Source organism: Streptosporangium brasiliense, from assembly GCF_030811595.1.
GTDB lineage: Bacteria > Actinomycetota > Actinomycetes > Streptosporangiales > Streptosporangiaceae > Streptosporangium > Streptosporangium brasiliense.
Genome location: NZ_JAUSRB010000002.1, coordinates 7,005,161 through 7,025,446 on the forward strand (window position 1 = coordinate 7,005,161; position 20,286 = coordinate 7,025,446).

The 20,286-nt window shown below is 69.9% G+C and carries 16 protein-coding genes; 12 read left to right on the forward strand and 4 right to left on the reverse strand.

Translation table 11 applies throughout. The annotated features are described in order from the left end of the window. Positions 1-4: 4 nt before the first annotated feature. From J2S55_RS40805 to J2S55_RS40820, 4 genes are read left to right on the forward strand one after another with little or no spacing between them, the layout of a single operon-like run. Entirely contained in the window at positions 5-2,005 is a 2,001-nt protein-coding gene (locus J2S55_RS40805) for a beta-galactosidase (protein WP_306872325.1), read from the forward strand. Continuing rightward, positions 2,005-3,876 (forward strand): glycoside hydrolase family 5 protein, encoded by a 1,872-nt coding sequence (locus tag J2S55_RS40810; RefSeq protein WP_306872327.1) that lies wholly within the window; start codon positions 2,005-2,007, stop codon positions 3,874-3,876. Before J2S55_RS40805 ends, J2S55_RS40810 begins: the two co-directional genes overlap by 1 nt. A 15-nt stretch (positions 3,877-3,891) precedes the next feature. Beyond that, entirely contained in the window at positions 3,892-5,895 is a 2,004-nt protein-coding gene (locus J2S55_RS40815) for a phosphocholine-specific phospholipase C (RefSeq protein WP_306872330.1), read from the forward strand. Between the two features lie 24 nt (positions 5,896-5,919). Continuing rightward, positions 5,920-6,756 carry a DMT family transporter gene (locus tag J2S55_RS40820; RefSeq protein ID WP_306872333.1) on the forward strand — a complete coding sequence of 279 codons (837 nt, stop codon included), beginning with the start codon at positions 5,920-5,922 and terminating at the stop codon, positions 6,754-6,756. Between the two features lie 206 nt (positions 6,757-6,962). On the opposite strand, the gene J2S55_RS40825 is transcribed toward J2S55_RS40820, so the two are convergent. Both J2S55_RS40825 and J2S55_RS40830 read right to left on the reverse strand, forming a co-directional pair. Continuing rightward, the gene (locus J2S55_RS40825; protein ID WP_306872336.1) at positions 6,963-8,078 is read right to left on the reverse strand and encodes a sensor histidine kinase; all 1,116 of its coding nucleotides are present in this window, start codon (positions 8,076-8,078) and stop codon (positions 6,963-6,965) included. Next, complete coding sequence (locus J2S55_RS40830) at positions 8,075-8,416, reverse strand: response regulator transcription factor (RefSeq protein WP_306872339.1); 342 nt, start codon at positions 8,414-8,416, stop codon at positions 8,075-8,077. Before J2S55_RS40830 ends, J2S55_RS40825 begins: the two co-directional genes overlap by 4 nt. Positions 8,417-8,627: 211 nt before the next feature. On the opposite strand from J2S55_RS40830, the gene J2S55_RS40835 reads away from it, so the two are divergent. From J2S55_RS40835 to J2S55_RS40870, 8 genes are all read left to right on the forward strand, one after another. After that, entirely contained in the window at positions 8,628-10,091 is a 1,464-nt protein-coding gene (locus J2S55_RS40835; RefSeq protein WP_306872342.1) for a DUF1349 domain-containing protein, read from the forward strand. Between the two features lie 832 nt (positions 10,092-10,923). Then, positions 10,924-11,532 (forward strand): hypothetical protein, encoded by a 609-nt coding sequence (locus J2S55_RS40840; RefSeq protein ID WP_306872345.1) that lies wholly within the window; start codon positions 10,924-10,926, stop codon positions 11,530-11,532. A gap of 300 nt (positions 11,533-11,832) precedes the next feature. Continuing rightward, complete coding sequence (locus tag J2S55_RS40845) at positions 11,833-12,168, forward strand: CoA transferase (RefSeq protein WP_306872348.1); 336 nt, start codon at positions 11,833-11,835, stop codon at positions 12,166-12,168. A 29-nt stretch (positions 12,169-12,197) separates the two neighbouring features. Next, a complete protein-coding gene (locus J2S55_RS40850; RefSeq protein ID WP_306872351.1) occupies positions 12,198-12,848 on the forward strand; it encodes a nitroreductase family protein in 651 nt (216 codons plus the stop codon). After that, the gene (locus J2S55_RS40855; RefSeq protein WP_306872354.1) at positions 12,845-13,675 is read left to right on the forward strand and encodes an SDR family oxidoreductase; all 831 of its coding nucleotides are present in this window, start codon (positions 12,845-12,847) and stop codon (positions 13,673-13,675) included. The genes J2S55_RS40850 and J2S55_RS40855 overlap by 4 nt, the downstream gene beginning before the upstream one ends. Positions 13,676-13,782: 107 nt before the next feature. Continuing rightward, positions 13,783-15,507, forward strand: coding sequence for an N-acyl-D-amino-acid deacylase family protein (locus J2S55_RS40860; protein WP_306872357.1), 1,725 nt, complete (start codon positions 13,783-13,785; stop codon positions 15,505-15,507). Next, positions 15,504-16,727 (forward strand): cytochrome P450, encoded by a 1,224-nt coding sequence (locus J2S55_RS40865; RefSeq protein ID WP_306872360.1) that lies wholly within the window; start codon positions 15,504-15,506, stop codon positions 16,725-16,727. The genes J2S55_RS40860 and J2S55_RS40865 overlap by 4 nt, the downstream gene beginning before the upstream one ends. Next, positions 16,724-18,202, forward strand: a complete 1,479-nt coding sequence (locus tag J2S55_RS40870; protein ID WP_306872363.1) for an AMP-binding protein — start codon at positions 16,724-16,726, stop codon at positions 18,200-18,202. The genes J2S55_RS40865 and J2S55_RS40870 overlap by 4 nt, the downstream gene beginning before the upstream one ends. A gap of 29 nt (positions 18,203-18,231) precedes the next feature. Here J2S55_RS40870 and J2S55_RS40875 read toward each other — a convergent pair whose 3' ends face one another. Both J2S55_RS40875 and J2S55_RS40880 read right to left on the reverse strand, forming a co-directional pair. Continuing rightward, on the reverse strand, positions 18,232-18,987 hold the full coding sequence (locus J2S55_RS40875; protein WP_370879750.1) for a class I SAM-dependent methyltransferase: 756 nt from the start codon (positions 18,985-18,987) through the stop codon (positions 18,232-18,234). 200 nt (positions 18,988-19,187) lie between these two features. Then, positions 19,188-20,255, reverse strand: a complete 1,068-nt coding sequence (locus tag J2S55_RS40880; protein WP_306872366.1) for an LLM class flavin-dependent oxidoreductase — start codon at positions 20,253-20,255, stop codon at positions 19,188-19,190. Positions 20,256-20,286: the final 31 nt, after the last annotated feature.

Genomic DNA, 20,286 nt, shown 5'->3' on the forward strand with positions numbered 1-20,286 from the left:
GTACATGAGTTTCACCGACCGCCTGGGCGGCCTGGGATTCGGCGGCGACTACAACCCCGAGCAGTGGCCGGACGAGATCCGCGCCGAGGACGTGCTCCTGATGGCCGAGGCCGGGGTCAACCTGGTCACCGTCGGCGTCTTCGGATGGGCGCGGGTCGAGCCCGCGCCGGGCGCGTACGATTTCTCCTACTTCGACGCGGTGATGGACGAGCTGGCGGCGGCGGGGGTCACCGTGGACCTCGCCACCATGACCGCCTCACCGCCGCCGTGGCTGGCCACGGAACACCCGGAGATCCTGCCGGTCACCGAGTCCGGCACTGTCCTGTCGCCGGGCGGCCGCCAGCACTACTGCCCGTCCAGCCCGGTCTACCGCGACCGGGCCGCCCGGCTGGTCGAGGCGCTCGCCGCGCACTACCAGGCCCACCCTGCCCTGGGCTTCTGGCACATCGGCAACGAGTACGGCTGCCACGTCTCAGAGTGCTTCTGCGACGAGTCCGCCCGTGACTTCCGTCGCTGGCTGCATACGCGGTACGGCGACATCGAGCGGCTGAACGCGGCCTGGTGCACCGACTTCTGGTCCCAGCGCTACACCTCGTTCGACCAGATCCTGCCCCCGAGGCTCGCGCCGACGTACGCCAACCCGGCCCAGCAACTGGACTTCAAGAGGTTCAGCAACGAGGCGCTGCGCGCGTGCTTCGAGCTCGAGGCCGCGATCCTGCGACGGGTCACACCGGACGTGCCCGTCCTGACCAATTTCCTGGCTCACCACAAGCCCGTGGACCTGCACTCCTGGGCCGACCGGATGGACATCGTGGGGCTCGACAGCTACCCGGACCCGTTCTGGCCGCGCTCGCACGTGGCGGCGGGCCTCGCCTACGACCTGGCGCGCGGCGCGCACGGCGGCGACCCGTGGTACCTGGTCGAACAAGCGCCGTCGGCGGTCAACTGGCGGGGGCGCAACGGGATCAAGGAGCCCGGCCGGATGCGCCTGTGGAGCTGGCAGGCGATCGCGCACGGCGCCGACGCCGTCCTGTACTTCCAATGGCGGCAGTCACGCGGAGGCGCGGAGAAGTTCCACTCCGGGATGGTGCCGCACGGGGGTGCGGACACCCGGGTGTTCCGGGAGGTCGCCGCTCTGGGCGCCGAACTGGCCGCGGTGCCGGAGCTGGCCGGAACCCGCGTGGCGAACGAGGTGGCCGTGCTGTTCGACTGGAACAGCTGGTGGGCGCTCGAACTGGACTCCCGTCCGTCCGACGGGCTGAAGGCCGTCGACCGGGCACTGGATCACTACGGCCCGCTGTTCGACCTCGGTGTGGGTGTGGACGTGCTGCCGCCCGGCGCGGACCTGTCCGGCTACAAGCTGGTCGTGGTCCCCAACCTCTATCTCCTCACCGAGGAGCACGCGGGGAGGCTGGCCGACTACGTCTCGGCCGGAGGCCACCTGCTGGTGTCGTTCTTCACCTCCGTGGTGGACGGCAACGACCGGGTCCACCACGGCGGCTGCCCGGGGCCGCTGCGCGAGGCGCTCGGCCTGCGCGTCGAGGAGTATCTGCCCGCCGCCGAGGGCGAGACGTTCCCGCTGGCGGAAGGCACCGCGGATCTGTGGCGGGAGGACGTACGCATCGAGGGCGCGGACGTCCTGCTGGCCTTCCCCGACGGCACGCCCGCGGTCACCAGGAACCGGTTCGCCGCGGGCACGGTCCGTTACGTCACCACCCGTCCCGACGAGACGGTCATGCGTGCGGTCATGGCCGAGGCGCTCGCCGAGGCCGGCGCCGAGCCGGTACTGCCCGGCCTACCCGACGGTATGCAGGCCGCGGTGCGCTCGGGCGGGGGCCGGGAGTTCCTGCTGCTGCTCAACCACACCACCCAGGCCCGCACGGTCGATCTGCCGCACCGGTTCCACCATCTGCTCGCCCCCGGGCGTCCCGAGGTCGAGCAGGTCATCCTCCACCCCCGCGACGTCGCGGTTCTCGCGCGTCACTCCCCCTCCGAGGAGACCTGATGAGAACACGAGCGTTCCTGGCGGTGCTCACCGCCGCCCTCAGCAGCCTGGCCGCGCTCCCCCAGCCCGCGGCCGCCGACACACCGACCCCCCTCGCGGCGTCCTGGGAAGGACCTCTCAGCACCAAGGGCCGCTACGTCGTGGACGCCACCGGAAAGCGGTTCAAACTGCAGTCCGGCAACTGGCACGGTGCCAGCGGCACCTGGACCGGCAGCGGCGACGACGAGGACCCGGCCAACAACTACGCGTCGGAGACCTCCCATCGGGTCCCGCTCGGCCTGGACCGGGTCCCGATGAGCAAGCTGATCACGGACTTCCATACGCTCGGCGTCAACAGCATCCGGCTGCCGTTCTCCAACGGGATGATCACCGACGCGCGTCCGGTCACCGACGCGGGCGTGGCGGCCAACCCGCAGCTGCGCGGCCTCACTCCGCTCCAGGTCTACGACAGGGTCGTCGAGGCGCTCACCGCCGACGGGTTCGCCGTCATCCTCAACAACCACACGACCACCACCCGCTGGTGCTGCGGCGTCGACGGGAACGAACGGTGGAACAGCAGCCAGACCACCCAGAAATGGCTGGACGACTGGGTGTTCATGGCGCGGCGGTACCAGGCCAACAAGCGGGTCGTCGGCGCCGACCTCCGCAACGAGGTACGCCGTGATACCTGGGACAACCCCAACTGGGGCATGGGCGACGGCCACGACTGGGCCGCCGCCGCGCAGCAGGCGGGCGACCGGATCCTCACCGAGGCCAACCCGGACATGTTGATCATGATCGAGGGGATCAACTGGTCGGGCATCCCGGTCGACGGTGTCTGGCACGACAGGCCGCTTCTCAAACCGGTCGCGACGCTCTCGCAGACGCTCGTCCGCTCGCACAAGCTCGTCTACGCCGCGCACTTCTACGGCTACACCGGCCCGCAGCACACCGGCGCGGACGGACTGGGCGAGACCCATGACTATCGCTACCGGGATCTGAGCCGCTCCGATCTCTTCGCGGTCATGCGTGACACCGCGACCTACGTGGCGACCACCCCGGACCGGCACTTCACCGCCCCTGTGTGGATCAGCGAGTTCGGCGTCGGCAAAGCCGCCACCGACAAGGACAAGGCCTGGTTCGCCAACATGGTCGACTTCCTCATCGACAACGACACCGACTTCGCGTACTGGCCGATGGTCGGCTTCCAGGAGAACGACCGGGGCAACACCTGGGGGCTCGCCCGCTACGCCGTCGACGGCGCGCTGCGCAGCGTGCTCGACACCGACGACTGGCGGGCCGCGCACTGGCGCCGCCTGATCGCCGCCACCGGGCACACCGGACAGGTCGCGCCCGTCCGCACCTGGTCCATGCTCCAGGCCATCCACGCCGACGCGGACCAGTCCGCGCGGATGCGTGCCCGGGGCGACTGGGACTCCGGCGCGCACAAGCTGTCCTGCCCGGACGACCAGCGCCTGATCGGCATCAGCCAGAAGGGCCAGGGCGGCCTGTGCACCGACGCCGGAGTGGCGGACCTGTGGGCCTCCGGCCCGGCCACCGTGGTGACCAGTGAGAACGTCACGACCGACTGGGCGTCCACGTTCACCAAGTACCAGTGCCCCACCGGCCAGTTCATGACCGGCTACAGCCTGCGCGGCGACAAGGTGTCGGCGGTGCTGTGCGCCCCCGGGCGGATCCCGCTCGCCGGAGCCGGACGGACCCTGTGGGACGACCGGAGCGACAGCCGTCCCTCCTCCGGCGAGGGCGGCGACTACGCCTCCGGCTACCGCAAGGCGCAATGCGCGTCCGACGAGTACGCCGCCGGGATCGCGTTCTCCTACCGCACCGGCCGGTACGGCACGCCGGACGCCCTGTACTGCCGCAAGATCTGAAAGGTCGCCTTCCCCTTGTCTGCTCTTCCCCCGTCCCTGCGGGCGGCACTGGCTCGGCCGGTGCCGCCCGGAGGACTCGGCTCCCTCCAGCACGTCGTGTTCTTCATGCAGGAGAACCGCTCTTTCGACCACTATTTCGGGACACTGCGCGGAGTGCGCGGGTTCGGCGACCGCAACGCCATCACACTGCCGGACGGCCGGCCGGTGTTCGACCAGTCCGGAGTCCTCCCTTACCCGGTACGCGCAGGGACGGGTGACCGGGACCTGACCGAAGGCGACCTCCAGTACGTCGAGGGCGTCGACCACGAATGGGACACGGGGCAGCGGACCCGGGGCGGCGGCTGGCACGACGGCTGGATCGCGGGCAAGGGGCCGGGGGCGATGGTCCACTTCGACCGCCGTGACCTGCCGTTTCAGTTCGAGCTCGCCGACACCTTCACCCTGTGCGACGCCTATCACTGCTCGATGTTCGGACCGACGAACCCCAACCGCCTGTACCACTGGTCGGGGACCGTCGGATACGAGCCGTCCGGGCGGCGCACCACCGCCAACGACGCCTGCGACGAGGACGCTCATCCCGGCTACACCCACGTCTCCTACCCCGAGCGCTTGACGACGGCGGGCAAGACCTGGCGGGTCTACCAGGAGTGGGACAACTACCAGTGCAACTCCCTGGACTACTTCGCGTCCTTCAAGGACGTCGCCCGCAAGGCCCTGGCCCACACGCCCTGCCGGAGCCTGCACTCCTTCTACACCTTGATCGCCGGGCTGCCCGCGGAGGAGCGGGAGGAGATGCTCGCGGCGCTGTGCAAAGGCGTCGAGGCGCTCACCCCGGCCGAGCGGGACGCCTACGAGCGGGGCCTGCACCGGGTCCCGCCGGGGCGGCTGGCCGCGGCCTTCCGCGCGGATGTCGCCGAGGGGCGGCTGCCGCAGGTCTCGTACATCGTCGCGCCGGAGGCGTACTCCGAGCACCCCGACCCGTCCAGCCCGGCGCACAGCGCCGGCCTCGTCTACGAGATCCTGGACGCGCTCGCCGCGCACCCCTCGGTGTGGGAGCGGACCGCGCTGTTCCTCACCTTCGACGAGAACGACGGGTTCTACGACCACGTGCCGCCTCCGCTACCACCGGAAGGCGCCGAGGACGAGTTCGTCGACGGGCTGCCGATCGGGCTCGGCTACCGGGTGCCGATGACGGTCGTGTCGCCGTGGACCGTCGGTGGGCACGTCTGCTCGGAGGTGTTCGACCACACGTCGACGATCCGCTTCGTGGAACGCTGGCTGGGCGTCACCGAGCCCAACATCAGCCCGTGGCGGCGGCAGGTCGCCGGAGACCTCACCTCGGCGTTCGACTTCACGTCGGCCCCGCCTGCCGTACCCTCGGCGGCGACCGTGGCGGCCGTGACCGTGCCCCCGTTCCGGGTGCGCTGGCCGGCGACCCCGCCCGCCGAGAGGCGGCTCGCCGCGCAGGAGCCCGGCACGCGGCCCGCCCGGCCGCTGCCGTATCGGCCGGAGGCGTCCGCCGTCCTGGCGGACGACGGGCTGATCGTCACCATGACCGACGCCGGGGAGCGGGGCAGCCATGTCGTGCTCTACCCGTACGCCGGGGAGTTCGCGTTCCCACGCCACTTCGACGTGCTCGGCGCGCAGTCCGTCACCATCCCCGTCTGTGCGGACGCCTACCAACTGACCCTCACCGGCCCGAACGGGTTCCGGCGCGAGTTCGCCGGGTCGCGTACGGGCCCGGCTGCCTGGACGGCGGTGTCCTCCCGTGGCGGCGGCGGGCGGCTCACCGTGACGATCGCCAACCCGGGACCGGCGCCGTTGACGTTCACGCTCGACGCGCTCGCCTACGGCGCCGGCCGTCGTGAGGTGGCCGTCGCGGCCGGGGACCGGGCGGTCATCGACTGGGACACCGCGTCCGGCTGGTACGACCTGCGGCTGACCGTCGCCGAGGACCCGTCCTTCCACCGCCGGATGATGGGCCGTCTCGAAGACGACCGTGCCGGCGTCTCCGGCTGACACGCTCGACTTCGAGGATCGATCATGTTTTCCGCTGCCGCGGTCCTGTTCGCCGGCCTGCTGCACGCCACGTGGAACGCGCTCGCCAAGGCGGTGCCCGACCGGCACGCGGCCTTCGGTGTCATGGGGATCACCCAGTCGCTGATCTGCCTGCCGCTGCTGCCTTTCGTGGCTCCACCCGCGCCCGGGTCCTGGCCGTACGGCATCGCCTCGATCGCGATGCAACTGGTGTACATGCTGCTGCTCATCCGCAGCTACGAGCTGGGCGACTTCGGCCAGGTCTACCCGATCGCCAGGGGGAGCGCGCCGCTGCTCGTCGCCGTCGTGGTCACGTTCCTGGGGGAACGGCTCACGATCCTCCAGGTGTGCGGCCTGGCCACGACATGCGGTGGGCTGGCGGCGCTGGCGCTCGCCGGGGCAGGATCGCAGCGCATGCCGTCCCGCCAGGCCGTGACCGCCGCCGTGCTTACCGGAGCGACCATCGCGACGTACACGGTGGTGGACGGCATAGGCGTACGGGAGTCCGGTACAGCGCTCGGCTACACGGTGTGGATGTTCGCCGTCGAGGGGGTCCTGGCCTTCGCGCTGATGGCAGCCGTACGCGGGCGGGCGATCGTGTCCGCGTCGCGCGACCGCTGGCGGGTCTCGGCCGGCGGAGGGGCGATCTCGATGCTGTCGTACGGGTTGGTGCTGTGGGCGCAGACCGGCAGCGCGCTCGCCGAGGTCGCGGCGCTCCGCGAGACGGGCATCCTGTGGGGCGCGCTCATCGGCGCGATGTTCTTCGCCGAACGGCTCGGCCCCCGGCGCATCGCCGCGGCCGGGATCGTGACGGTCGGCGTCATCCTGCTGTCCACGCATTGACGGCCGACCCGCCGGCGGCACCGTTCCCACCGCGTGTGGCCCGGCGATCGGCTACTGGCAGCTCTCCGTTTCCACCACCGGACAGAGCTTGACCTCGGGGTAGCGCGCCGATGGCTGGTGCAGCGGGCGGCGAGGGTGGTCTCCGCGGCGAGCAGAGCTTCGATGCGGGTGGCAGGGCGCCGCCCTTGCGCAGTTGTCCCCTGACGTCAAGGACGGTTCGGATGAGACGCATGCGCGAACTGCACGGTGATGGATAAGCCCCCTTCGAGGCGTGCGCTGGTGGTGAGGGTGGCGCGATGAGCTTGGGTGACGGCGTTGACGATGGCGAGGCCTAGGCCGTAGCCGTCGCGGCGGCCGTGACGATCGGGCGCCAGTTTCTGGAAGGGTTGAAAGAGGCGCTGGATCTGGTTGTCGGGGATGACTGGCCCGCTGTTGGTGACCGTAAGGGCTACCTGCGTGCCGGAGGTCTGAGTGGTGATCTTTACGTGCCCGTCTGGGTGGTTGTGGCGGATGGCGTTGTCGATGAGGTTGGCGACGAGGCTTTCGATCAGTCTCGGGTCCCCGACCGTCACTGCGGGCGTTAGGTGTTGGGCGAGGTCAATGCCTTTCCCCGTTGCTTGGCGGCGGCGGGAGGCGAGCACTCCTTCGACGATGTGGGCGAGGTCGAGGGTGTCCCAGCGGGTGACGCCGCGCTCGCTGGTGGCCAGGGCGAGCAGTGCTTGGACGAGCCGCTCCTGGTGTCCGCCGAGAGCGAGGGCCTCCTGGCAGGCCGAGCGCAGGGTGTCGGTGTCGGCATCGGGGTCGGCGAGGGCGACTTCAAGGAGGGTGCGCAGGCCGGCGAGAGGGGTGCGCAGCTCGTGGGAGGCGTTGGCGACGAAGTGGCGTTGGGCGTCGAAAGAGGCTTGAAGGCGGGCGAACAGGTCGTCGAGGGTGTGGCCGAGTTCGGTCAGCTCGTCCATGGGCTCGCCGAGGTCAAGGCGCTGGTGGAGGTTTCCGGCGGAGATGATTTTGGCGGTGGCGGTGATGGCGCGCAGCGGGCGCAGGAACCGGCCGGAGACGGACCAGCCGAGGGCCAGCGCGACGGGAATCAGAAGGATCAGGGCGACGGCGGATCCCGTGAGGAGTTGGGGCAGGCTGATCCCGGGCCTGGTTTCGGTGATCGCACTCGATGAGGGGTGGCCTATGGGTGTGGCCGCATTGATGCCGGCGAGCGGGACGGCGACGAATAGGAGCACGAGGACTCCGGCGGCATAGATGCCCGCCGCGTAGGCGAGCGCGAGCCGTGTCTGCAGGGACTTTCTGGCGAGCTGCTGGGAGGTCATGACGATCCGATGCGGTAGCCGCCTTCGCGGATGGTCTCGATCACGGGCGGGTCGCCGAGTTTGGCCCGTAACCGGTGCATGGTGTGCTTGACGGCGCTGCTGAAGGGGTCGGCGGCCTCGTCCCAGACGCGCTCGAGCAGTTCCTCAGCGGAGATGACCAGGCCGGGTACGGCGAGCAGGTCGCGGTCGAGGATCACCACGTCGTAGCGGGTGGCGGCCAGGCGGTCGAGGGCGGCGGTGCCGTCCAGGACGACGTCGACGGCCATGCCCTCGCGGCGCAGCCCGGTTCCGACGGAGCGGGCGAGGATCTCGAAGTCCTCGACGACGAGGACCCTCACCGCCCCTCACCGCCGGTCGTCGTGCGGGCGGGGCGGTCGAACCGGCCGCCGGGTCGAGAAGCCATGGGTCAACGATGCCAGATCCCCGGTCGCAGCCAGGTCGCAGCGGCTGCGACCCGGCTGGGACCGGGTGCCGCGTACAACCGTCGGCATGAGTTCATTCACGCCTTACCGATCCAGCCGGCCGGCCGGGCGGGACGGCTTCCCCTAGATGCTGCGCGCGGAGTGGACCAGGTTCCGCTCCGCGCGGGGCTGGGTGCTCGCCGTGGCGGCCTCCGTGCTGGTGACCGTGTCGCTCGGACTGCTGATCGCCGGAGGCGCCCGCACCACCTGCGTGACCGGGAAGGGCGAGGGCCCCTGCCCCGCGCCTTTGGTGGGTCCCGATGGCACGGCTGTGAAGGACAAGTACTACTTCGTGCACCAGCCGCTCAAGGGGAACGGCAGCATCACCGCCCGCGTGTCAGGCATGACCGGGCAGATCCGGCTGCCGGACGCCGTACCCGGGGTGCGCAACATCAAGGAGGGGGTGGTGCCGTGGGCGAAGGCCGGCCTCCTGGTCAGGCAGAGCCTCAAGCAGGGCACGCCGTATGCCGCTGTCATGCTCACCGGAGATCATGGCGTGCGGATGCAGTACAACTACGTCCACGACGTGGCCGGCGGTCCTCACAATGGCCCGCAGTGGCTGCGGCTGACCAGGTCGGGCGACACCATCACCGGCCAGGAGTCGGACGACGGCAAGACGTGGACCGAGGTCGGCACGGTCAAGTTGACCGGGCTGCCGGAGACGGTCGAGATCGGGCTGTTCGCCACCTCGCCAGGCGCCTTGTGGGACATGGCGAAAGCCTTCGCCAGCGCCACCGCCGCCTTCGACCAGATCGAGCTGCGGGGTGCGAACGGTTCGTGGCGCCGCGACGACGTCGGCGTCTCCATGGAGTCCGACGGGAAGACACCGCATCACCCGGGCGGGGTCGTCGAGTCCGGCGGGAAGCTCATCGTGACCGGGGGCGGTGACATCGGGCCCGCCACGGTAGAGGGCGGTCTACGCGCCGACCTCATGCTGATCGGCGGGGCCGTGGGGCTGATTCCGATGCTCGTGGCGGCGGTCACGTTCTTCACAACGGAACACCGGCGCGGACTGATCAGGAACAGCCCGCCGGCCGAGCCGCATCCAGCGCGGCTGCTGGTGGCCAAGGCCGCGGTGGTCGGCGTGGTCGCGTCCGTGGCGGGGCTGGTGACCTCGGGGGTCGTGGTCCCTGCCGGCCTGGCGATGTTGCGTGCCAATCGGAACCCGATCCAGCCGATCACCCTGGGTACCGAACTGCGGGTGATCGTCGGCTACGCGGCGCTGACCGCGGCCGCCGCCGTGCTGGCTCTGGGCCTGGCCGCGCTGGTCAAGCGGGCCGTCGTCGCCATCGGGCTGGCCATCGCGCTGGTCGTCGTGCCCTATCTGCTGGCGACCGCGGGTCTGGCGCCATGGCTGCTGGTGATCACCCCTGCCGCCGGGTTCGCGATCACGCAGAGCGTCCCCACGTTCGCGCATGTGGACGTGGACCCGTCACTACTGGGGGGCTATTACCCGCTCCCGCCATGGGCAGGTTTGGCCGTGACCTGGGGATATGCCGCCTTCGCCCTTGGGATAGCGATTGCCGCATACCGCAGGAAAGTGCCACGTTAGGTTCCGCCCGCCAGAACGTGCAGAACCCGCTCGGCGCGTTCGGCGGCAGCACCCCGGGATACGGCTCCGACGATGCCGGAAACATGTCCGAAATGCCCGAATCTCGATGAAGCCCACCAAAACCGTGTTCGGTCCCTTATGCCGACAATGCAAGCACTTTGGGCATCCGTGCAGGTTATTTCGAAAGTGACACCCCTGATCCTCCGCCTCATGTACGTGGTAACCGTCTGTTATCACGTACATGAGCGATCATGACAGCGGGCCGAGCAGGCGATCCTCCCGCTCGGCCGCGACCGGCCCCTCACCGAGATCGGCGCCGCGCTCGCCTCGGCTATGACCGGGCCCGCGTCCTGCTCGACAAGTACGCCGGGCTCGATCTGCACCAGCTCCGGCACAGCGCCGCCGTCCACCTCAGCGACACCGAGGTGCCCCTCCAGCTCATCATGGGCAGACCCGCCCCAAGAACCCGCGCACCGCCATGCGCTATGTCCAACCCGGTGCCGAAGCCATCGCGGCCGTCACCCCCGGCCGCGTCCCGGGCGGGCCGGAACGTAGCCGTCGCTTGCCGCCCCTCAAGGGGTGCCGGTGGTAATCGCGGAAAATCCAACGGATATGCCCCTGACCTGCCCTGGTCTGAGGGCATCGCAGGACTGGTGTGCCGGCTGGTGGGTGCGGTGGGCCGGGCCGAGGATGCCGCTGACCTTGCCCAAGGGCTCCACGTCGACGCTGGTCAGCGATACCCGTTGGATTTTCCGCGATTACCACCAGGGCCCCGGCCAGACCCTACGAAATTCGAGTGCGCCAGGAGTGCAGTCGGTGTTGCATGAATCAGATGATCGACGAACCGCTGGAACGACTCCGCACCGCCGCACGACGCACCCGTGAACTGGCCCTGAACCGGGCGGCCACCGGCCTGGGCCACCAGGACGCCGACGACGACGCCGGCACGATCAACACCGACGACGCCCTCGGGTTCAACCCGTTCCCTCTACTCGAAGCCTTCCACCACAACGGCATCCGGGTCGTAGTGATCGGGCAAGTCGCCGGCATCATGCATGGATCAACCGAACTGACCGGCGATCTAGACCTGCTCTGGGACGGCGACCCGGCCCACGCCCCAGCCCTGGCGGCTGCCTTCACCTTCGTCAACGCCCAACTCGCCGATGAAACGGGCAACCCCATGGCAATTCACCCGGATTCCTTTCTCCGCCCCAAAGTGCAGTTCACCTCACCTGGAGCCAGCGGCGACTGCTGCACCCCGACGCTCCCCTGGGGAAACCTTCACGTCCGAGGGTTCCTCGACCGCGCGATCACCGCAGTCGACCCCGGCGGCCTGGAAGTTCACTACGTCTCCCGAGAAGACCTGATCCAGATGCGCCGCGCCCTGGGCCGCCCCAAGGACCTCCGTCGAGCAGACGAACTGGAGGACCGCCAAGGTTGACGGCCCATCTCCGGGATCCGTCACCCGTGCACTCCGCCAAGCAGGTCTGCCGGTGGGCGCGGATGGCGCCGGGCCACGTCAAGGAGCGGACCGCTCAGGTCAGATGGGCAGCTGTCTCATCACCCATGCCGCCAGGCCCCAGGCCGGATTCCCGTACGGCAGGGGGCTGGGCGGCGGCGTCGGCTCTGGCCCCCCGCAGCAAGAGCACTTCCTTGACCGTGATCGGCCTGTCACGGAACAGTCATATCACCAAGCGCTTGCTTGCGATAGCTGTACGGACTTAGAGTCGAGGAGATGTCCATGCCTGAAGGTCCTCTGGGCTGGGTGCTGGAGCTGGCTGGGCTCGCCCCGGGCCCGTTCGCCGGGATGATGTTCGCCAACCACGGCGCCGAGGTGCTGCGCGTCGACCGCGTCAAGGCGGTCTCCGACAAGCCGCGCGCCGATGTGATGGACCGCGGCAAGCACACGATCGGGCTGGACTTGAAGTCCCCCGACGGGGTGGCCGCCTTCAAGGAGCTGACAGAGCAGGCCGACGTGGTCGCCGCGAGGGCGACAAGCCGACGCCGCCGATCAACATCCTGGTGCCTGCACGAGGAGAAGGCACGGAAGCCGCGCGAGGCGGGGGTACTGGCCTGATGGAGCGAATGAGGAGTGGTGAGCGACCGATGAGCATGGACGTCTTCGAGGCTCTTTACACCACGCGCGCGATGCGCCGGGTCAAGCCGGACCCGATCCCGCTCGAGGTGCAGCGCGCCGTCCTGGACGCCGCGGTGCGCGCCCCCAGCGGGGGCAACCAGCAGAACTGGCGCTTCATGCTGGTCGACTCCCCCGAGGTCAAGGCCGAGCTCGGCCCGCTCTACCGGGACGGGCTGCGCCAGCTGTTCGACAGCTACTACAGGCCGCTGCTGGAGCAGGCCGACGACCAGGCCCGCCGCGTCTTCGCCTCGGCGCAGCACCTGGCCGACAACTTCGAGAACTACCCGCTGATGCTGTTCGCCTTCGTGCAGCACGACCCGAGCGGCGGCGGCTCGATCTTCCCCGCCGTCTGGAACGCCCAGCTCGCCGCTCGCGCGCATGCCGTCGGCACCGCCCTCACCAGCATTCTCGGCATCTTCTACCCCGAGCAGACGCTGAGCGTGCTCGGCGTGCCCGACGACGAGGGCTGGCAGCTGGCGTGCACGGTGACGTTCGGCTACCCGACTGGCCGCTGGGGCGTCGCGCCCCGCCGCCCGGTGCATCTGGTGAGCTACCGCAACCGGTGGGGCGGCCCGGTCGGTTTCACCGTTGACGAACCGTTGTGGAGGGAGCAGCCATGAACCTCGACGGCCAGGGAGTGCTCGTCACCGGCGGCGGCAGCGGCATCGGGCTGGGCGTCGCCAAGCGCCTTGCCGCCTCAGGCGCCGCCGTGACCATCTGCGGCCGCACCGAGGGCCGGCTGGCCGCCGCCTGCACGGAGATCGGCAAGGCGAGCTACGTGGTGACCGACGTGGCCGACGAGGAGCAGATGGCGGCGGCCGTACGGCGGGCGTGGGAGCACGCGGGCGGCCGTCTGGACGGGGTGGTCGCCTCGGCGGGCGGCTCCGGCTGGCTGGGCCCGATCACCCGGCTGCCGATCGAGGAGTGGCAGAAGGTCATCGCGACGAACCTGACCGGCACCATGCTGGCGCTCAAGCACTCCGCCGCGCTGATGGCCGCGGCGGGCGGCGGCTCGTTCGTGGCGATCTCCTCGATCGCCGCCTCCAACACCCACCGCTGGTTCGGCCCGTACGGCGTGGCCAAGGCGGGCATCGACCACCTGTGCATGCTGGCCGCCGACGAGCTCGGCCCCAGTGGCGTCCGGGTGAACGCGATCCGTCCCGGCCTGATCCGCACCGAGATGGTATCGATCATCACCGACGCGGAGAACCCGATCCTGGCCGACTACCAGGCCTGCACCCCGCTGCCCAGGGTGGGCGAGGTGGCGGACGTGGCCGCGCTGGCGGCCTTCCTCCTGTCGCCCGAGGCCTCGTGGATCACCGGCCAGGTCATCAACGTGGACGGCGGCCACTCGCTGCGCCGCGGCCCCGACTTCTCCTCCTGGCTCGAACCCGCCTACGGCCGCGACGGCCTGAGAGGGGTGACACCCACCCAGAGTCCTTCCTGATATGTCCGGCGCTGGCGCCGGACATATCAGGAAATTTCTTTATGACCGCCAAATCGTCGGCGCGAGCGATGCGGCGGCTCCGTGACACTCCCACACCGGAGCTGACCATGCACGATCTTGTCATTCGCGCCGCCACCGTCGTCGACGGCACCGGCGCCCCGCCGTACACCGCCGACGTCGCCGTCACCGGCGGCCGCATCACCGAGGTCGCCCGCCAGAACGGCGCGGACCGGCCGGGGCGCGCCCGGCGCACCGTCGAGGCGGACGGGCTGCTGCTCACGCCCGGCTTCGTCGACCTGCACACCCACTACGACGGCCAGGCCACCTGGGACCCGCTGCTCGGTCCCTCGTGCTGGCACGGCGTCACCACCGTGGTCATGGGCAACTGCGGGGTCGGCTTCGCCCCGGCCAGGCCGGACCAGCGCGAGTGGCTGATCGGCCTCATGGAGGGTGTCGAGGACATTCCCGGCACCGCTCTGTCCGAGGGCATCGCCTGGGAGTGGGAAAGCTTCCCCGAGTTCCTCGACGCGCTGGAGCGGCACTCGCACGTGCTCGACATCGGCACCCAGGTGCCGCACGGGGCGCTGCGCGCGTACGTGATGGGCGCGCGCGGCGCGCGCAACGAACCTGCCTCACCCGACGACATCGCCAGGATGAAGCATCTGGTCAAGGAGGGCATCGAGGCCGGGGCGCTCGGGTTCTCGACGAGCCGGACGCTGGCGCACAAGGCGATCGACGGCGAGCCTGTGCCAGGCACGTTCGCGGCCGAGGACGAACTGTTCGGCATCGGCGAGGCACTGCGCGAGCTCGGCAGGGGCGTCTACGAGATCGCACCGGCCGGAGCTGCGGGCGAGGACGCCAACGCGCCGATGAAGGAGGTCGCCTGGATGAGCAGGCTGGCCGAGGCGATCGACCGGCCGGTGACCTTCGCGCTGCTGCAGATCGACTCGGTGCCCGACCTGTGGAGTGAGCTGCTGAGCGAGTCGGCCAAGGTGGCGCGGCTGCACCCGCAGGTGGCCTGCCGGCCGTTCGGGATGCTGATCGGTCTGGAGGCGCTGCACGCCTTCGCCGATCACCCCTCATATCAGGAAATTTCCACCTTGCCGCGCCACGAGCGTGTCCACCGCATGCGCGACCCCCAGGTCAAGCACCGCATCCTCCACGAGATCCCGAAAGACGAGGACATACTCGCGGCCCTCTGCCGCGGCTTCACCGACCGCCTCTACCCGCTGAATCCCGAAAACCCGGACTACGAACCGCACCCCAGCACCTCCGTCAAGGCCCAGGCCGAGCGCCAGGGCCGCGAACCGCTCGAGCTGCTGTACGACCTCATGCTGGAGGACGACGGCCAGGCGATCTTCCTGCTGCCGATACTCAACTACGCCAATGGCAACCTGGATCCCCAGCGTGAGATGTTGCTGCACCCGCAGGCCGTACTCGGGCTCGGCGACGGCGGCGCGCACTGCGGCTTCATCTGCGACGCCTCCATGCCCACCACGATGCTCTCCCATTGGGCGCGCGACCGCTCGCGCGGTGCGCGGCTGCCGCTGGAGCACGTCGTCAAGCTGATGTCACGCGACACCGCCCGGCTGTACGGCCTGCACGACCGCGGCACGATCTCCCCCGGTATGAAGGCCGACCTCAACCTCATCGACTTCGAGCGGGTCGGCAACCACCGCCCGCGAATGGTGCACGACCTGCCCGCGGGCGGACGCAGGCTCATCCAGCGGGCCGACGGCTACGTCGCCACCTTCGTCGGCGGCACCCAGACCTTCTCCCACGGCGAGCACACCGGGGCACTGCCCGGCCGGCTGGTCAGGGGCGGAGCATGAGCGAACTGTTCAGGACCACGGAAGCGGCGATCGCGGACAGGAAAGCCACGGCCGCCGGCCACCGGACCGGCATCGACCTGCTCGACGGCGACATGTACGCGGACGACCCCTGGTCGCTGTACGCCTGGCTGCGCGAGCACTCCCCCATCCACTACGACGAGGCGAACGACCTGTGGGGCATCTCCCGCCACGCCGACGTCTCCGCCATCGAGCGCGATCCCAAGCTCTGGACCAGCACCGGCGGTTACCGTCCGCAGCTGCCGTCCGACCCCTCCATGATCGGCCTAGACGATCCGCAGCACGCGGAGCGCCGCCGCCTCGTCTACCGCCGCTTCACCCCGCGCTACGTGCACGAACGCTACGCCGAGCGGATCAGGGCGGTGGTGGTCGAGAAGATCGGCCAGGCGCTGGAGGAGGGCACGGTGGACGCGGTGCCTGCGCTGGCCGCGCCGCTGCCCGCCCAGATGATCGGCTGGCTGCTCGGCTTCCCCGACGCCGACTGGCCCAAGCTCAAGCATTGGTCGGAGACGACGATCGCGGCGGGGGGCGGCCTGCGCTACGTCACTCACGAGGCCGCAGTCGCCGCCGGGGAGTTCGGCCTGGCCGTGCTCGACCTGGCCGCCGAGCGCCGCAAGTGCCCGCACGACGACCTCATATCGCTGTGGTCGGTACGGCCCGACTACGACGACGAGCACCTGGCCAACGAGGCGCTGCTGCTGCTCGACGGCGGCGCGGAGACCACCCGCACGGTGATCGCCACCGCCATCGACGTGCTGATCAGGCACCCGGACCAGTGGCGGCTGCTACGCGAGGACCCGTCGCTGGTGGAGAGCGCGGTCGAGGAGTTCATCCGCTGGAGCACCCCGATCCTCAACATGTGCCGCGCCGCCACCCGCGACACCGAGCTGCATGGTCACATCATCAGAAAGGGCCAGCAGGTCCTGCTCATGTACGGCTCGGCCAACCGCGACCCGGCGGTCTTCGCCGATCCCGACGTGTTCGACGTGACCAGGAAGCCGGGCGGCCACATCGCCTTCGGCCTGGGCACGCACTTCTGCCTCGGCGCGGCGCTGGCCAGGCTGGAGCTGAAGATCTTCTTCGAGGAATGGGTGGCCAGGGTCGGCTCGGCCGCGTGGGCCGACGCGGAGGGGCCGCGGCTGATGCGCAACTCGTTCGTGCGCGGTGTCACATCCTTCCCGATCGTCCTGGAGGCGCGATGATCAACCTCGCGGACGTCTTCGAACGCGCCGCGGATGCGGTGCCCGACCGGCTCGCGCTGGTCGCGGGCGAGGTCCGGCTGACCTACCGCGAGCTGGACGAGCGTGCCAACCGGGTGGCGCACTGGCTCCAGGTCCAAGGGGTACGGCCGGGCGAGCACGTGGGCATCCTGTCCTGGAACCGCGCGGAATGGCTGGAGAGCATGATCGGCTGCTTCAAGGCCAGGGTGGCGCCGGTCAACGTCAACTACCGTTACGTCGAGCGGGAGCTGGCCCATCTGCTCGGCGACGCCGACTGCGTGGCGCTGCTGGGCGAGGCCGACCTGCTGGCCAGGGCGCCTTTCGACGGTCCCGTGCTGGCCTTCGGCGAGCCGTACGAGCGGGCGCTGGCGGGCGTGCCGGGCGGCAGGGACTTCGGGCCGCGGTCGGGAGAGGACCCGTACATCCTCTACACCGGCGGCACGACCGGGCTGCCCAAGGGCGTGTTGTGGCGTTCGGAGGACATCTACCTCGCGGCGATGAGCGTCTACTCGGGGCCCATCGCGGATGTTTCGGAGCTGCGCTTCGGGGCCGAGGGGCTGCTCTTCCAGGTGCACGCGCCGCTGATGCACGGCAACGGGCAGTGGAGCACCTGGATCTGCCTGTCGGCGGGCGGCACGGTGGTCCTGTGGACGGGGCGGCACTTCGATCCGGCCGCGGTGCTGGAGTTGGCCGAGCGCGAGCGGTCGCAGGTGCTGTCGTTCGTGGGGGACGGCATGGCCAGGCCGGTCGCCGACGAGCTGGGGCGCCGGCCGTACAAGCTGGAGGTCTTCTCGGTGGGGTCGGGCGGGGCGCCGCTATCGGCGACGACGCGCGAGAGGATCCGCGCGGCGCTGCCCGACGTGATGATCGTCGACAACTACGGCGGGTCGGAGACGGGCGCGATCGGGGCCGCCGCCGAGGAGGAGCGGCCCAGGTTCGCGCTAGGCCCCGGCTTCGCCGTGCTTGGCCCCGATCACCTGCCGGTACGGCCGGGCGAGCAGGGCGTGCTGGCCAGGTCAGGAAACATCCCACTCTGCTATTACAAGGATCCGGTGAAGACGGCGAGCACCTTCGTCACCGGGCCGGACGGGACCCGCTGGGCGCTGCAGGGCGACCAGGCGATCCTGCACGAGGACGGCACCGCGCTCATGCTCGGCCGGGGCTCGATGGTGATCAACACCGGCGGGGAGAAGGTGTTCCCCGAGGAGGTGGAGATCGCCGTGCGCAGCCACCCGAAGGTGTACGACGCGCTGGTGGTCGGCACGCCCGACCCACGGTTCGGCCAGCGGGTGACAGCAGTGGTCGCAGGTGAGGTGACGCTGGAGGAGCTGGCCGAGCACTGCTGCGGACGGCTCGCGGGTTACAAGATCCCGCGAGCGCTGCGGATCGTGCCCGAGATCAGGCGGACGCCCGTGGGCAAGCTCGACTACGCGTGGGCGCGGACATTGTTCGCGTAGTCCTTCTGCATGATCGTGACGAGGCGCCGTTAGCCGGCTTCTAGAACGAAGAACAGGAAGCACAGGAACCTCGTGCCGGTGATCTCGCGGAACTCCTCGGGGAACAGTTCGCGGGCTTCCGGCACAAACGGCGGTTCGCTGATGACGCTGATGCGAAAGCCGGCCGCGGTGAAGGCTTCGGTCATCGCGTGCAGCGGCCGGCTCCAGAAGCTCATCTGGACGGTCTGCCCACCCATGGTCCATTCTTCGGTCCGGTTACGGGTCTCGAAGTACTTGGGCCTTTCCCCGGCCATGTGCTGAAAGAGAGCGACGGAGAAAGGATGGTCGACCGAGACGAGGAGTCTGCCACCAGACCTGAGCACGCGTCGCAGCTCGGCCAGTGTCGGTCCCCAGTCTTCCAGGTAGTGCAGCACCAGGGACGCGATGACGTCGTCGAACGCGTCGCCGGGGAAGGGCAGCGGGCCGGCCAGGTCGACGACCCGCAGATCTGCGTCGGCGCCCAGCCGCCGTCGGGCCACCTCCAGCATCCCGGCGCTCGCGTCGACGCCGGTAACGATGGCGCCTCGATCACGCAGCTCGGAGAACAGAGGGCCTGAGCCACAGCCGGCGTCGAGGATCCGCCGGCCGGCCACGTCCCCGGCGAGCTCCAGCATCGCGGGACGCTCGTAGTACGCATTTGTGAGGCTGGTCTCGTTCTCGGTCGTGTACCCCTCGGCCATCCTGTTGTAGTCGTTGAATCGGGGCGATGATGCGGTCTCAACATACTTCTCGGGCATAGCAGACATCAGGCCATTGTGGCCCATTAGGCACGGGAGACACAGGCGTACGGCCTGGTTGCCGTGATTGAGCGTTTCGATTGGCGGAAATCGCCACCTTGTCTGGTAACGGCCTGCTCGCGCTGTGCTGAAATGCGAGCAGGGGGATTCCTCCAGGTGCTGTGATTCTTGTTGTCGGTGAACCACGTGCGCACGGCTGGCGGGTCCGCTCAGGTGAGGAGTTTCGCGAGCTGGGCCATCTCGGTCGGTGGGTCGATCACCGGCTGGATGAGCAGTTCGTCGACGCCGGCCTGTTCCAGGATGGTGATGCGGGCGCGGAGGTCGTTGCGGGTGCCGACCAAGGCCAGGGTGTCCATCAGTGAGGGCAGGATCAGGTCCCGGTCCTCCGGTGCGATGCGTTCGAGGCAGTTGGGGTAGAGCTTGGTGTGCCGGTCGGGTGCGGTGGCGGTGGTGCCGCGCCGGTCGAGGAGTCGCCGCACCGCCTCGCGTTCCTCGGGGCCGAGTTGCTCGGCGAAAGCGCGTGCGTCGGCGGCGGTGTCGGCGGCGAAGGCCAGCAGCGACAGGACGATGTGGCCAGTTGCGTCCCGGGCCGCGTCGCCGCGGGGGTCCTCGCCCTCGTCGAGTATGTGCAGCGCGGTGACCACGTAGGAGTCCATGCGGGAGTCGGGGGCGCGTGGCGTGTCGTGGGCGGCGTGGCGGCGGGCGTCATGAAGTGCTTGCCAGGCGGTGGGGTCCAGCAGGCCGAAGGAGATCAGGCCGGTGCCGCGGCGGCCGGCGACGGCGGCGGCCTTCGGTCCTGGCAGCGCGGCCACGACGAACTCGATCGGGTCGGCCGTGTTCGCGTGCGCCCCGGTGTGCAGGAATCGGACGTTGCGGACCCGGTCACCTTCGCGGTACTCGATGGTGCGTCCGGCGCACAGGTTCTGCAGTGCGCTGGTGAAGTTCTCCATCGTGGCTGCTGTGGTCGGCCGCATGCCCAGTGTGCGCCGGGCGGTGTTTCCGGTGCCGATCCCGCAGATGATCCGGCCTGGTGCCAGGGCGTTGAGGCTGGCGAACGCGCTCGCGGCGGCCGGGGCCGAGCGCAGCGCCGGTGAGGTCACGCCGATGCCGAGCCTGATGCGGCTGGTGGCCTTCGCACACAGTCCCAGGGCGACGAAGGGGTCGCCGTGGACCATCGGGGTGTCGTAGAGCCAGAAACTGTGCAGGCCCAACTCCTCGGCCTGTACAGCGAGGTCCTCCGCACCGGGGTGTGCGATGACCACGACGCCTGCACGCATCAAAACCTCCAAGGCGCGAAGAATCGAACGT